This window comes from Pseudomonas sp. JV245A, from assembly GCF_032424515.1.
Classification (GTDB): Bacteria; Pseudomonadota; Gammaproteobacteria; order Pseudomonadales; family Pseudomonadaceae; genus Aquipseudomonas; species Aquipseudomonas protegens.
Map to the genome: position 1 here is coordinate 1 of NZ_VYKE01000135.1, position 14,320 is coordinate 14,320.

A 14,320-nucleotide genomic window follows, 5' to 3' on the forward strand; every position below is an offset into this window, starting at 1 on the left:
GTCCTGGCCGACCTGGCCCTGGGCGGCGGCGCGGTGCTGCCGGACCCGCGCGACACCCTCTATGTGTTCGACGAAGGTCACCACCTGCCGGACAAGGCCATTGGCCACTTCGCCCATTACACCCGCCTGCGCTCCACTGCCGACTGGCTGGAGCAGACCGCCAAGAACCTCACCAAGCTGCTGGCCCAGCACCCGTTGCCGGGTGATCTGGGGCGCCTGATCGAGCAGGTGCCGGAGCTGGCGCGGGAGATCAAGACCCAGCAGCAGTTCATGTTCACCGCCTGCGAGCAGATCGCCGATTTCCGCACCGGCGAAGACATGGAAGGCCGCGAGCGGCCACGCCACCGTTTTGTCGGCGGGCTGATCCCCGAGCATATGCGCGAGATGGGCCTGGAGCTGAAAAAGGGCTTTTCCCGTCTCACCGACCTGTTCACCCGCCTGACCGAGTTGCTCAAGGAAGGCATGGATGGCGAGGTCAACATCGGTATCGCCAGCAACCAGGCCGAAGAGTGGTACCCGCTATTCGGCAGCCTGCTGGCCCGTGCCTCGGGCAACTGGGAACTGTGGACCGCGTTCACCATCGAGGACCCGGAAGACAATCCGCCCATGGCCCGTTGGCTGACCCTGGCCGAAAGCGGCTCGCTGTTCGACATCGAGGTCAACGCCAGCCCGATCCTCGCTGCGGAAATGCTCCGGCGCAATCTGTGGAACGTGGCCTACGGTGCCCTGGTTACGTCGGCGACTCTGACTGCCCTGGGCACTTTCGACCGTTTCCGCATGCGTGCCGGCCTGCCGAAAAAGGCCGTGACCGCCGTGGTGCCGAGCCCTTTCCACCATGCCGATGCCGGGGTGCTGCGGGTGCCCGACCTGCGGGCCGACCCGCGGGACGCGCCGGCGCATACCGCGGCGATCATTCGCGACCTGCCGGAACTGGTGGAGGGCTCGCGAGGCACCCTGGTGCTGTTCTCCTCGCGCAAGCAGATGCAGGACGTGTTCGACGGCCTGGACCGGGACTGGCGCAAGCAGGTGTTCATCCAGGGCAACCTGTCCAAGCAGGAAACCCTGAACAAGCACAAGGCGCGGGTCGACGGTGGCGATTCCAGCGTGCTGTTCGGCCTGGCGAGTTTCGCCGAAGGGGTGGACTTGCCCGGGGCCTACTGCGAACACGTGGTGATCGCCAAGATCCCGTTCTCGGTGCCGGATGACCCGGTAGAGGCGGCGCTGGCGGAGTGGATCGAAGCCCGTGGCGGCAACCCGTTCATGGAAATCTCGGTGCCGGATGCATCCCTCAAGCTGGTCCAGGCCTGCGGTCGCCTGCTGCGCACCGAACAGGACCGCGGCACCATCACTCTGCTGGACCGCCGTCTGGTCACCCAGCGCTATGGCAAGGCTATCCTCAATGCCTTGCCGCCGTTTCGCCGAGAAATATCTTAAGCACGGCCCGCATATTTGCGTGCCGTGCTGTCTATTTCATGTCACCGCTTCAGCACCGGCCGTTCATCGGTCTTTAGGGAGAGCCAGGTTCATATGATTCGCCGTTCGTTGCCCGCTGTATTTGCCCTGTTGTTTGCCGCGCCCGTCTGGGCGGCCCCTGCCGGACAACAGACGCTGTTCAACTTTGTCCGACCTGCTGCTGTGGTGCAGGTGGCGACACAGGATGCCAGCCTGCCGCAATCCAACGCAGAGCAAACGGCCGAAGGCGAAGTGCTGCGGCGCATCATCTTCAACCCCACGAGCCGGCCGAGCCTGAGCCTGGCGCCCCAGAGCGGGGCCTGGGACTGGTCGCAGTCGGGGATGATGAGCCTGCGTATCCAGAGCGCGATGAACTGGGCCCTGACCCTTTACGTGACCATCCAGAGCAATGACGGCAAGACCCTAGTCAGCCGCGTCGACCTGCCGGCCGGCCCGGCGCAGACCCTGCTGGTGCCACTGGTGGCCAGCAGTCCGCTGAGCCAGGGCATGAAGGCCGCGCCACCGATGCCGATGACCCTGGACGGCCAGCGCATCCTGCTGGCCAGCAGTGAAGGGCAACTGGATCGCAGCCAGGTGGTGTCGGTGACCTTGTCCATGGACAACCCCAAGGCGGCCCAGAGCATTCTGCTGGAGCGTTTCGGCGTGCAGGACGGCGAGGGGGTGATCAAGGCGGTCTACGGTTCCCTGGTGGATGCCTACGGTCAATCGACCCGGGCCCGCTGGCCGGAAAAGATCACCAGCGACGATCAGCTCAAGGCGGCTGACGCCAAGGAGCAGCAACAGCTCCAGGGCTGGCTGGGGGAGCGCGAGAAGGCTTCGCTGGACAGCTACGGTGGCTGGAACAAGGGGCCGAGCTTCAAGGCCAGCGGCTTCTTTCGCACGGAAAAACGAGATGGCCGCTGGTTCCTCGTGACCCCGCAGGGGCATCCGTTCTATTCCCTGGGGGTCAATACTGTGGCGCCCGACAACAACCAGACCTATGTCGCGGGCCGAGAATGGATGTTCGGCGCCTTGCCCAAGGACGACGAACCCCTGGCGGCGTATTACGGTGAAGGCGACAACCGTGGCGGCAATGGCGCCGACCAGGGCCGTGGCTATGGTTCAGGGCGCTGGTATGACTTCTATCAGGCCAACCTGCAACGGACCTACGGCAAGCCCTGCACCGCGGACAGCGCCACTGCGCAGCAGGCGCCGGCCGACACCTCGCCGGCGCCCCAGGCAACTCCTTGCGTGGCACCGGCCTTCGACCGGAAACGCTGGGTTGGCCACACCCTGGACCGCTTGCAGGCCTGGGGCTTCAATACCATCGGCAACTGGAGCGCTCCGGCCCTGGGGCTGGCCGACCGGGTGCCTTACACCTTGCCGCTGTCGATCGTGGGTGATTACGCCAGCATCAGCACCGGCAGTGACTGGTGGGGCGGCATGCCGGATCCTTTCGACCCGCGCTTTGCCATGGCCACCGAACGTGCCGTGGCCATTGCCGCCCGCGACCATCGGGACGACCCCTGGCTGATCGGCTACTTTGCCGACAACGAATTGGCCTGGGCCGGCCCCGGCGACGATGCCAAATCCCGCTATGCCCTGGCCTACGGCACCCTGCGCCTGACCACCGACGTACCGGCCAAGCGCGCGTTTCTCAAGCAACTGCGGGACAAGTACCGCAACCAGGCCGGGCTGTCGAAAGCCTGGGGCATCGACCTGCCGGCCTGGGAGTTGATGGAAGACCCGGGGTTCGTGCCGCCGTTGCCGAGCCCGGAGCACCCGGAGATCGAGGCCGATTTCAAGTATTTCCAGAAGGTCTTCGCCGATACCTACTTCAAGACCATCTCCGACTCGCTGAAATGGCACGCCCCCAACCACCTGCTGCTGGGCGGGCGGTTTGCCGTGAGCAACCCTGAGGCCGTGGCTTCCTGCGCCCAGTACTGCGATGTCCTGAGCTTCAACATGTACACCCTCAAGCCCCAGGACGGTCAGGACTTTGCCTACCTGCGCAGCCTCGACAAGCCGGTACTGGTGACCGAGTTCAACTTCGGTTCCCGGGATCGCGGTCCGTTCTGGGGCGGTGTGACCGAGCTGGCCCGGGAAGAGGACCGTGGCCCGGCCTATGCCAACTTCCTCAAGCAGGCGGTCAGCGAGCCGTCGATTGTCGGCGTGCACTGGTTCCAGTACCTGGACCAGCCGGTGACCGGGCGCCTGCTGGACGGTGAAAACGGCCATTTCGGCCTGGTGGGCATCACCGATGTGCCGTTCCAGGGCTTTGTCGACAGCGTGCGCAAGAGCAACCTGCAGGCCATTGACCAGTTGGGCAAGGCCGCGGAGCAGGCTCGGGTCGAGGCGGAGCAGGCCGTGGCTGGCGAGCATGGGGGCGATGGTGCTGACAAAGGCCGCGCCGGCAAGGGCCCGGGCGGGCACGCCGGAGGCCATGCCGGCAACGGTCATTGACGTTCACAAGGCCTGAGCGGCTTTCCGGGAAACCCCGGGCAGCCCTCTGAAACGAGGGTTTGCCGGTGATAGCCGGCAGCTCGCCGGCTGTTCCCAAATGCCTTCGGGGCTGGAACAATGCGCGCCACGTTGTCGAGCATTGTTGCAGGGGGAGTCAGGGGTGCAGATTCAAGGTCATTACGAGCTTAAATTCGAAGCGGTACGCGAGGCGTTCGCCGCCCTGTTCGAGGACTCCCAGGAGCGCGGCGCGGCGCTGTGCATCCAGGTCGGCGGGGAAACCGTCATCGACCTGTGGGCCGGTACCGCGGACAAGGACGGCGCCGAGGCCTGGCACAGCGACACCATCGCCAACCTGTTCTCCTGCACCAAGACCTTTACCGCAGTCACCGCGCTGCAGTTGGTGGCCGAGGGCAAGCTCAAGCTGGATGCGCCCGTGGCCGACTACTGGCCGGAATTCGCCGCGGCGGGCAAGGCAGCCATTACTTTGCGCCAGTTGCTCTGCCATCAGGCCGGCCTGCCGGCAGTGCGCGAGCTGTTGCCCGCGCAAGCTCTTTACGAATGGCAGACCATGGTCGATGCCCTGGCCGCCGAGCAGCCCTGGTGGACGCCCGGTGAGGGGCACGGCTACGCAGCCATCACCTATGGCTGGCTGGTGGGCGAGTTGATCCGGCGTGCCGATGGGCGCGGGCCGGGGGAGTCCATCGTGGCCCGGGTCGCCAGGCCTTTGGGGCTGGACTTCCATGTCGGCCTGGCCGATGAGGAGTTCTACCGCGTGGCGCATATCGCCCGTGGCAAGGGCAACATCGGCGATGCTGCGGCCCAGCGCCTGCTGCAAGTCACCATGCGCGAACCCGATGCGATGAGTACTCGGGCGTTTACCAATCCACCGTCTATCCTGACCAGCACCAATAAACCCGAGTGGCGGCGCATGCAGCAGCCGGCGGCCAACGGCCACGGCAATGCCCGCAGCCTCGCCGGGTTCTACAGCGGCCTGCTGGACGGCAGTTTGCTGGAAGCCGACATGCTCGAAGAGCTGACGCGGGAACACAGCCTGGGCATGGACAAGACGTTGCTGACCCAGACCCGCTTCGGCCTGGGTTGCATGCTCGATCAGCCCCAGGTAGCCAATGCCACCTTTGGCCTGGGCGCGCGGGCGTTCGGGCATCCGGGGGCAGGGGGCTCCATCGGTTTTGCTGACCCGGAGCACGATGTGGCGTTCGGTTTTGTGACAAATACCCTGGGGCCCTATGTGTTGATGGACCCTCGGGCACAGAAGCTGGTGCGGGTTTTGTCGGATTGTCTGTAAAAAGGTTGCTGTTAAGAACTTTTTTGCTTAAACATGCTTGGAAAGCTGCAGGATGGAACCCTGTGGCTTTTATAATTTCCAAGCGTCTGTTTGTAACGGTTGTTTAGACCGAATTTTTTATCTCATTTTGTGGATATCCCATGTCGTCGAACAAGTCTCTAGCCTTGGCCATCTGCCTGACCGTCACCGGTTGCGCGCAAACCCCACAAAATGAAGCGGATGGCGGCCACTGGTGGTCATTCGGCTCCGATAAGGCCAGCAGCAAGGAAACCCCAGCTGCGCCTGAAAAGCCGGTTGCCACCACTGAAGCCGCACCTGCCGCTTCTGCAAGCAAGCCTGCGGTAGTGGCCAAGGCCGCTGCACCGGCCCCTGCTGCCAAGAACACAGCCGCTGGCAAGCACCCGGCCCCTGCCGCCAAGGCCGCTGCTGGCGCCAAGCCGGCGCCTGTCGCTGCTGCCGAGCCCGCTCCAGCTCCAGCGCCGGTCGTTGCCGCAGCCCCTGCCGCTCCTGCCGCCAAAGCCGAGAGCAGCAAGTGGTGGTGGCCGTTCTCCTCCAAGGATTCTTCCGACAAGCCAGTGGCCGAAGCGAAGAAGGCCGAGCCTGCCCCAGCGCCGGCAGTGGCAGCGGCAGCCGACTCCGAAACCCACTGGTGGTGGCCGTTCCCCAAGAGCCAGCCCAAGCCTTTGAGCAAGGTCAATGTAGCGGACATCCCGATGCCCGACCCGAAAATCACCCAGGCCTGGCTGGACGACTACGAGCCACGCCTGCGCGAAGCGGTGAAGGACAGCAAGCTGCAGATCGAGCGTCGTGAAAACGTGCTGGTGGTCACTGCGCTGGTAGATGCCTCGTTCAACCCGGATCGTCCAGCCATGCTGCTGCCGGTCACCCTGGGTCCGTTCACCCGCGTCGCCAAGGCGGTGGAAGGTGATCCGAAGACTGCCGTATTGATTCTCGGCCATGCCGACGCCACCGGCCCGACCCTGGCCAACCAGAAACTGAGCCGTGATCGTGCCCAGTCCGTAGCGGCAATCTTCAGCCTCAGCGGCCTGAAGCAGGACCGCCTGATGCTGCGTGGCATGGGTTCGGTGATGCCGCGTGCCGCCAACGACAGCCCCCAGGGTCGCTCGCTGAACCGTCGGGTGGAAATCATGCTGACCCAGCGCAGCACCATGCTGGGCCTGCTGAGCAAGTACAACCAGCCGACGCCTTCCGAGACTGAAATGGTTGCCGTACAGGATGCCGTGCCTCCAGTACCCGCGGCTTCCGCCAAGAAAGCGGCGCCTGCGAAGAAGGCTACCGTGGCCAAGAAGCTGGCAGCCAAGAAGGCTCCGGTGAAGAAGGCCGCCGCCTCTTCGAAGACCGCAACGGCTACCGCCCAGGCTAAAAACTGATTTTCAAGGATAAGGAAGCAGGCATGACTCAGTCCCTGGCTGATATGCGCCGCGACTACACTCGCGACGGCTTGTCCGAGGCGCAGGCCCCGGCTGAACCTTTTGCGCTGTTCCACCAGTGGTTTGCCGATGCGGTGAAAACCGAGCAACCGCCGGTGGAAGCCAATGCCATGACCGTGGCGACCGTCGATACCGATGGTCGCCCTCACTGCCGCATCCTGTTGCTCAAGGGCCTGGATGAGCAGGGCTTCACCTTCTTCACCAACTACGAGAGCGCCAAGGGCCAGCAGCTGGCTGCACGGCCCTTCGCCGCCATGACGTTCTTCTGGCCGACCCTGGAGCGTCAGGTGCGGATTGAAGGGCGGGTGGTCAAGGTCACTCCACAGGAGTCCGATGCCTATTATCAGGTGCGTCCCCTGGGCAGCCGGCTGGGAGCCTGGGCTTCACCGCAGAGCCGGGTGATCGCCGATCGTGACGAACTGCAAGAGTTGCTCAAGGCCACTGAGGCTCGCTTCAGCGATAGCCAGCCCGATTGCCCGGAACACTGGGGTGGTTATCGCCTGCTGCCGGAGCGCATCGAGTTCTGGCAGGGGCGCCCCAGCCGACTGCATGACCGTTTGAACTATCGCCTGCAAGGCCAGGAGTGGGTCCGCGAACGTCTGGCTCCTTGATCGGATTGCAGGTCACTCGCCGGGGTAGCCGGCCGCAGCGGCTTCCAGCCATTGCGGCAGGTCCCGGCGTTTTACTTTCTGGCGCTGGGCCTCGGCCAGTTGCTCCAGCATGAATTGCTTCTTCTGGGCATCGGTTCCGGCCAGGGAGAGGGCCAGGTCCCGATCGGTCCAACGCTTGATGCGTACATACAGCCACCAGTGGAAATACAAGCCAGCTGCGGTGGTCGCGATGATGATGAAGTAGTCCATGGAAAATCCTTTGTTCGGTGGCGCTATGCAGGGAGCTGGAGCTACCGTAATGAGAAAGCCTGGCGTTTACGCAGCCTGTACTTTGGCTGAATGAAAGCAATTTTATCCGGGCGACGCCGTGACAGGCGTCAAGCTGCGGAGTCTAATGATTATCTGTCCTTTGGAGTTGATCCTATGCGTAAGTCTGTTTTGCTGGTTGCATCCTTCACCACGATGGCAATGTTGCTCGGTGGCTGTGCCTCCAACCTGACCGGTGACTCCTATTCCCGTGATGAAGCGCGTCGTGTGCAAACCGTGCGCATGGGCACCATCGAATCCCTGCGTCCGGTGAAAATCGAAGGCACCAAGACCCCGATCGGCGGCGCTGCAGGTGCTGTGATCGGCGGCGTTGGCGGCAGCGCCATCGGCGGCGGCCGTGGCAGCATCGTCACCGCAGTCATCGGTGCAGTTGCCGGCGGCCTGCTGGGCTCGGCCACTGAAGAAGGCCTGACCCGTACCCAGGGCGTTGAAATCACCGTGCGTGAAGACGACGGCAGCATGCGTGCCTATGTGCAGCAGGTTCAGGAAAACGAAGTGTTCCGCGTGGGCGACCGCGTGCGCATCATGACGGTCAACGGTACCAGCCGCGTTACCCGCTGACCTTCCCTGCTACAAAACAAAACCCCGGCCAGGCAACTGGTCGGGGTTTTGTGTTTTCAGCCTGGCCAAGCGCTGCGGATCAGGACGCCAGGGTGTTGTTCCTGCGGCTGGCAGCGGCGGTGACGGCGTAACCGATCAGGGCCGCAAACAGTGAACCGGTCAGGATGCCCATGCGGTCCATGCCGGCGTATTCGCTGCTGCCGGGCTCGAAGGCCAGGGAGCCGACGAACAGGCTCATGGTGAAGCCGATACCACACAGAATTGCCACGCCGAGCACCTGGCCCCAGTTGGCCCCGGACGGCAAGGCAGCGATACCGGTTTTCACTGCCATCCAGGTCAGGCCGAAGACGCCGATGGTCTTGCCCAGCAGCAGGCCGACCGCGATCCCCATGGGAACATGGTGGGTGAAGCTTTCGAGGGTCACGCCGCTCAGCGACAGCCCGGCATTGGCGAAGGCGAACAGCGGCAGGATGCCGAACGACACCCAGGGATGCAGGGCGTGTTCCAGCGCCTTGAGCGGCGAGGGTTCGGCGTTGCGGGTGCGCAAGGGTATGCAGAAGGCCAGGGTCACGCCGGCCAGGGTCGCGTGGACCCCGCTCTTGAGCACGCAGACCCAGAGGATCAGGCCGATGATCATGTAGGGTCCGAGCTTGACCACGCCCATCCGGTTCATCGCCACCAGGGCGGCGATGCAGGCGCCAGCCAGCATCAGCGACAGGGTCGACAGCGTGCCGGAGTAGAAGATCGCGATGATCACGATCGCTCCCAGGTCATCGATGATCGCCAGGGTCATCAGGAACAGTTTCAGCGAGGTCGGCACCCGCTTGCCCAGCAAGGCCAGCACCCCGAGGGCGAAGGCGATGTCGGTGGCGGTGGGAATCGCCCAGCCATTGAGGGCGGGCGGGTTGTCACGGTTGAGGAACCAGTAGATCAGCGCCGGCACCAGCATGCCGCCGATGGCCGCTGCGCCGGGCAGGACGATCTGCGACGGCTTGGCCAACTGCCCCTCCAGCACTTCGCGCTTGACCTCCAGGCCTATCAGCAGGAAGAACAGTGCCATCAGGCCATCGTTGATCCACAGCAGCAGCGGCTTGGCGATCTTCAGGGCGCCAACCTGGGCCACCACCGGGGTTTCCAGCAGGCCGTTGTACAGCCAGGACAGGGGGGAGTTGTTGATAATCAGGGCCAGGATGGCAGCGGCGATCAATAACAGACCGCTGGCAGCTTCCATGGCAAAGAAACGAGTGAAAGTGCTACGCAGAGGCAAGGTCGCTCTCCATCTAAAAACTAAAAAGGTGGCACACCCTAACCCGTACAGTTAGTTGTTAAAACAAAAGTTATATTCTTTTTTGTTATATGCAGAAGGCAAGCGGGCTGCTGAAAAATCCCCCTTGCAGTTGTGTTTCCAATTGCTTCATAGCTGTACCTGTAAGGGGAGCAGGATATTTCCTAACATGTCCGTCCGCAGCGGCTGAGGGGGCATTTTTTCCAGGAAAAGGCGCCTGCCCGTCGCGAGCCTGGATCACCTATGCTGGGTGCATTTCATCTTCTTGCGCCGGTACGGCGTGCGATCCAACGAGAATAGAGCATGAGCGACAATCGCCAGTGGGCCCGTGAGGCCATCCGTATCATCGAAGCCGACTTCCAGCGCAGCGCCGACACTCACCTGATCCCGCTGCCGTTGCCGGGCCTGCCGGGCATCGAGCTGTATTTCAAGGATGAATCCAGCCATCCCACCGGCAGCCTCAAGCATCGCCTGGCCCGCTCGCTGTTCCTCTATGCCCTGTGCAATGGCTGGCTCAAGCCCGGCGCGCCGGTGATCGAGGCCTCCAGTGGCTCCACGGCGATCTCCGAAGCCTATTTCGCCCGGCTGCTGGGGCTGCCGTTCATTGCCGTGATGCCGGCGACCACTTCCCAGGAGAAAATTGCCCAGATCGCCTTCTATGGCGGCAAGAGCCACCTGGTGCAGGACCCGACGCAGATCTACGCCGAGTCCGAGCGCCTGGCCCGGGAGAGCGGCGGCCATTTCATGGACCAGTTCACCTATGCCGAGCGCGCCACCGACTGGCGGGCCAACAACAACATCGCCGAGTCGATATTCCAGCAGTTGCGTTTCGAGCGGTACCCGGAGCCCAGCTGGCTGATTTCCAGCCCGGGCACGGGTGGTACCACCGCGACCCTGGGGCGCTACGTGCGTTATCGCCAGCACTGCACTCGGGTGCTGTGTGCCGACGCCGAGCGCTCGGTGTTCTTCGTCTATTACCAGAGTGGCGACGCCAGCCTGCGCCTGGACTGCGGTTCGCGGATCGAGGGCATCGGCCGGCCGCGGGTCGAGGCTTCGTTCCTGCCCAAGGTGATCGATGCCATGGTCAAGGTGCCGGATGCCCTGTCCCTGGCGGCCATGCATTATCTGGCCCAGCGCCTGGGTCGTCGGGTTGGCGGCTCCAGCGGCACCAACCTGATCGGCGCGCTGATGGCCGCGCAGCAGATGGTTGCGGCCGGCGAGTCGGGGTCGATCGTGGCGATTCTGTGTGATGGGGGCGAGCGCTATGCAACCACCTACTACGATGAGCAGTGGCTGGCAGAGCAGGGTTATGAACTGACGGTGTTGATCGAGGCGGTAGCCGCCAGTGTCGAGCGTGGTGAGGCGCTACCTGCCAGCGTATTGCGCGCCGGTATCTGAACTTGTCGTAGGCGCCGGCTTGCCGGCGAAGAGGCCCTTGAGCCTTGCGTTGTTCTGGACGACGCCTTCGCTGGCAAGCCAGCTCCTACGGTAGGCGGTAGGAGCCGGCTTGCCGGCGAAAGGGCCCGTCCCTCAGGCCTGGATGCCGAGAATGTCGCGGGCCACGGCTTCGGCAATGCGAATCCCGTCGACCCCGGCGGAGAGAATCCCACCGGCATAACCGGCGCCTTCACCGGCCGGGTACAGCCCCTTCACATTCAAGCTCTGCATCGAGGCGTCGCGGGTAATGCGCAGCGGCGATGAGGTGCGGGTCTCGATACCGGTCAGCACCGCGTCATGCAGCGAATAGCCCTTGATCTGCCGTTCGAAGGCCGGCAGGGCTTCACGAATGGCCTCGATGGCAAAGTCCGGCAAGGCCAGGGCCAGGTCACCCAGGGTCACGCCGGGCTTGTAGGACGGCTCGACGCTGCCCAGGGCGGTGGTGGGCTTGCCGGCGATAAAGTCGCCCACCAGCTGCGCTGGGGCCTGGTAGTTACTGCCACCCAGGACAAAGGCGTGGGACTCCAGGCGCTCCTGCAACTCGATGCCTGCCAGCGGGCCGCCCGGGTAGTCCACTTCCGGGGTGATGCCCACGACGATGCCGGAGTTGGCGTTGCGCTCGTTGCGCGAGTACTGGCTCATGCCATTGGTCACCACCCGGTTCGGCTCGGAGGTCGCCGCCACCACGGTACCGCCCGGGCACATGCAGAAGCTGTAGACCGAACGGCCGTTCTTGGCGTGGTGCACCAGCTTGTAGTCGGCGGCGCCGAGTTTCGGGTGGCCGGCGTACTTGCCCAGGCGCGCGCTGTCGATCAGCGATTGCGGGTGCTCGATACGAAAGCCCACCGAGAACGGCTTGGCTTCCATGTACACGCCGCGGCTATGGAGCATGCGGAAGGTGTCGCGGGCGCTGTGGCCCAGGGCCAGGATCACGTGCCGCGAATGCAGTTGTTCGCCGCTGGCCAGTTCCACACCTTGCAGTTGACCGTCTTCGATCAGCACGTCGGTAACCCGCTGCTCGAAGCGCACTTCACCGCCCAGGGCGATGATCTGCTGGCGCATGTTTTCCACCACGCCGGTGAGGCGGAAGGTGCCGATGTGCGGCTTGCTGACGTAGAGGATCTCGTCCGGCGCACCGGCCTTGACGAACTCGTGGAGCACCTTGCGGCCGTGGTGTTGCGGGTCCTTGATCTGGCTGTAGAGCTTGCCGTCGGAGAAGGTCCCGGCGCCGCCTTCGCCAAATTGCACGTTGGACTCGGGGTTGAGCACGCTCTTGCGCCACAGGCCCCAGGTGTCCTTGGTGCGCTGGCGCACTTCCTTGCCACGCTCGAGGACGATCGGCTTGAAGCCCATCTGCGCCAGCAAGAGGCCGGCGAAGATCCCGCAGGGGCCGAAGCCCACCACGATCGGCCGCTGGCTGAGGTCGGCCGGAGCCTGGCCCACCACCTTGTAGCTGACATCCGGCGCCGGGTTGACGTTACGGTCGTCGGCGAACTTGAGCAGCAGCGGCGCTTCGTCGCGCACGCTGAGGTCGATGGTGTAGATGAAGCACAGCTCGGAAGACTTCTTGCGCGCATCGTAGCTGCGCTTGAACAAGGTGAAATCGAGCAGCTCATCGCTGGCGATCCCCAGGCGCTGCACGATGGCGGCGCGCAGGTCTTCATCGGGATGGTCGATCGGCAACTTGAGTTCGGTGATTCGTAACATGACAGGATCCGGGGTAGGCGGTGCGCAACAGTGCGCCGGCTTGCTTTGCACAAACCGGCGATTATAAGCCGCAAACCACCTTGGCCGTGAGGCTAAAACCGCTGCTCGTCGAATCAGTCGTTGCGCGAGCCGCCGAAATAGCCGCAGCCGCGCTGCACCTGGCCGTCCACCCGCAGCTCTGCGCTCAGGTGCTGAACGCTGCCGGTGACGGGGTCGACGCAGCGTTGCGGGGCCACCCACAGCTCCACGCGCTGGTGATTGGCTTCACTGGTGAGGTTGAAGCGGCCATCCCCCAGCTGTTCTTCCAGATAGGGCAGGGCCAGGGTCGGCTGGCCGGCGCGTTCGATCATCATGCCCTTGGCGCTGACATCGACGTTCCACGCCGGGTTCTTGCTACCGGCCCGCAGGATCAGGCGCTGGAAGTTCGGATCGCTGCAGGCGCTGGCGGAGCGCTCGACGCGGTACAGCTGGCGCAGGTCCAGCTGGCCGTCGCTGCTGGCACTGGCGGAGAACTTGCCCCGCAGGTCGGCAAACAGCTTGCCCTGCTTCTCGGCCAGGGTTGCCGCTTCCTGCAGCACACTGGTGTTGCCGCCATCGTTGACCACATAACGGCGGTCTTCGGTGCAGGGTTTGAACAGCAGCTTGCCATCGGCGGCACTGAGTTCACCCTGCATCCGGGTCAACCCGGCCATGGACGGCGCCTGGGGCTGTTGGTTGAACATCGGCAGCATCTGGCAGCCGGCAAACAGCGGCAACAGGGCGAAACAAAGCAGGGAACGGGCGGTGCGCATCATTGGGCCTCCAGGCGGAAGTCCGACACGTTACGCAGCCCGCCCGGCCACCACAACCCCGGATTGAACGCAGTAGCGCCATCCACTGTAGGCGCCGGCTTGCCGGCGAAGAGGCCCAGGAGCCTTGTGTGGTTCGGGAGGACGCCTGCGCAGGCGAGCCAGCTCCCGCACAAGCCGGCTTTTGCACAAACGGGCTTAGCCGACGCGGTAGGTCTGGCCGGTCTGCAGGCCTTCCACGCTCTTGGCGTAGGCCAGGGCCACGTCGGCCGCCGGCACCGGCTTGAAGCCACGGAAGTAGGGCGCGTAGCTGCCCATGGCTTCCAGCAGCACGTTGGGGCTGATGGAGTTGACCCGCAGGCCCCGGGGCAGCTCGATGGCAGCGGCCCGCACGAAGCTGTCGATGGCGCCGTTGACCAGGGCGGCCGAGGCGCCGCTGCGGATCGGGTCATGGCTCAGTACGCCAGTGGTGAAGGTGAAGGAGGCGCCGTCGTTGGCGTACTCGCGGCCGATCAGCAGCAGGTTGACCTGGCCCATCAGCTTGTCCTCGAGGCCCAGGCTGAAGTGCTCGGCAGTCATTTCCCCCAGCGGCGCGAAGGTCACGTTACCGGCGGCGCACACCAGCGCATCGAAGCGCCCGGTCTTTTCGAACAGCGCGCGGATCGACTGGCTGTCGCTGATATCCACCTGGAAATCACCGCTGGTACGGCCGATGCGCACCACTTCGTGACGTTGTTCCAGCTCCCGCGCGACCGCCGAACCAATGGTGCCATTGGCACCGATCAAGAGAATCTTCATGGGCTGTTCCTCGAAAAGGGGGTGAGGTTGCAGTCTAGAGTGGTTTTTTTCATGGATTAACGCGCTAATAGGCAACCTTTGGTTTTCAAATGGAAACAATCCATGAGCGAGATGGATGACCTGGCGGCATTTGC

The 14,320-nt window shown here is 64.0% G+C and carries 12 protein-coding genes; 7 read left to right on the plus strand and 5 right to left on the minus strand.

Annotated features, from left to right (window positions below):
• The 5 genes from F6S12_RS25210 to pdxH form a co-directional block, all read left to right on the plus strand.
• On the plus strand, positions 1-1,434 hold a 1,434-nt coding region (locus F6S12_RS25210; protein WP_315869437.1), incomplete at its 5' end, for a helicase C-terminal domain-containing protein.
• Between the two features lie 93 nt (positions 1,435-1,527).
• Positions 1,528-3,915 carry a beta-galactosidase gene (locus tag F6S12_RS25215; protein ID WP_210457491.1) on the plus strand — a complete coding sequence of 796 codons (2,388 nt, stop codon included), beginning with the start codon at positions 1,528-1,530 and terminating at the stop codon, positions 3,913-3,915.
• 160 nt (positions 3,916-4,075) lie between these two features.
• On the plus strand, positions 4,076-5,221 hold the full coding sequence (locus tag F6S12_RS25220; RefSeq protein WP_019094465.1) for an EstA family serine hydrolase: 1,146 nt from the start codon (positions 4,076-4,078) through the stop codon (positions 5,219-5,221).
• A 140-nt stretch (positions 5,222-5,361) separates the two neighbouring features.
• Positions 5,362-6,612, plus strand: coding sequence for an OmpA family protein (locus tag F6S12_RS25225; RefSeq protein WP_315869438.1), 1,251 nt, complete (start codon positions 5,362-5,364; stop codon positions 6,610-6,612).
• A gap of 23 nt (positions 6,613-6,635) precedes the next feature.
• Positions 6,636-7,283, plus strand: a complete 648-nt coding sequence (pdxH, locus tag F6S12_RS25230) for a pyridoxamine 5'-phosphate oxidase (protein ID WP_011059625.1) — start codon at positions 6,636-6,638, stop codon at positions 7,281-7,283.
• A 12-nt stretch (positions 7,284-7,295) separates the two neighbouring features.
• Here pdxH and F6S12_RS25235 read toward each other — a convergent pair whose 3' ends face one another.
• On the minus strand, positions 7,296-7,532 hold the full coding sequence (locus F6S12_RS25235) for a hypothetical protein (protein ID WP_072451119.1): 237 nt from the start codon (positions 7,530-7,532) through the stop codon (positions 7,296-7,298).
• Between the two features lie 174 nt (positions 7,533-7,706).
• Between F6S12_RS25235 and F6S12_RS25240 the strand changes: the two genes are divergently transcribed.
• Positions 7,707-8,171, plus strand: coding sequence for a glycine zipper 2TM domain-containing protein (locus F6S12_RS25240; RefSeq protein ID WP_011059627.1), 465 nt, complete (start codon positions 7,707-7,709; stop codon positions 8,169-8,171).
• A 79-nt stretch (positions 8,172-8,250) separates the two neighbouring features.
• Here the strand turns inward: F6S12_RS25240 and nhaA are convergent, their stop codons facing one another.
• Positions 8,251-9,438, minus strand: coding sequence for a Na+/H+ antiporter NhaA (nhaA, locus tag F6S12_RS25245; RefSeq protein ID WP_011059628.1), 1,188 nt, complete (start codon positions 9,436-9,438; stop codon positions 8,251-8,253).
• 321 nt (positions 9,439-9,759) lie between these two features.
• Here nhaA and F6S12_RS25250 point away from each other — a divergent pair, with 321 nt between their 5' ends.
• On the plus strand, positions 9,760-10,854 hold the full coding sequence (locus F6S12_RS25250; RefSeq protein ID WP_161467156.1) for a PLP-dependent cysteine synthase family protein: 1,095 nt from the start codon (positions 9,760-9,762) through the stop codon (positions 10,852-10,854).
• A gap of 132 nt (positions 10,855-10,986) precedes the next feature.
• Here the strand turns inward: F6S12_RS25250 and F6S12_RS25255 are convergent, their stop codons facing one another.
• The 3 genes from F6S12_RS25255 to F6S12_RS25265 form a co-directional block, all read right to left on the minus strand.
• Positions 10,987-12,600 carry an NAD(P)/FAD-dependent oxidoreductase gene (locus tag F6S12_RS25255; RefSeq protein ID WP_011059630.1) on the minus strand — a complete coding sequence of 538 codons (1,614 nt, stop codon included), beginning with the start codon at positions 12,598-12,600 and terminating at the stop codon, positions 10,987-10,989.
• A 113-nt stretch (positions 12,601-12,713) separates the two neighbouring features.
• The gene (locus F6S12_RS25260) at positions 12,714-13,391 is read right to left on the minus strand and encodes a COG3650 family protein (RefSeq protein ID WP_041120567.1); all 678 of its coding nucleotides are present in this window, start codon (positions 13,389-13,391) and stop codon (positions 12,714-12,716) included.
• Between the two features lie 195 nt (positions 13,392-13,586).
• On the minus strand, positions 13,587-14,186 hold the full coding sequence (locus F6S12_RS25265; RefSeq protein ID WP_011059632.1) for a short chain dehydrogenase: 600 nt from the start codon (positions 14,184-14,186) through the stop codon (positions 13,587-13,589).
• Positions 14,187-14,320 lie beyond the last annotated feature (134 nt).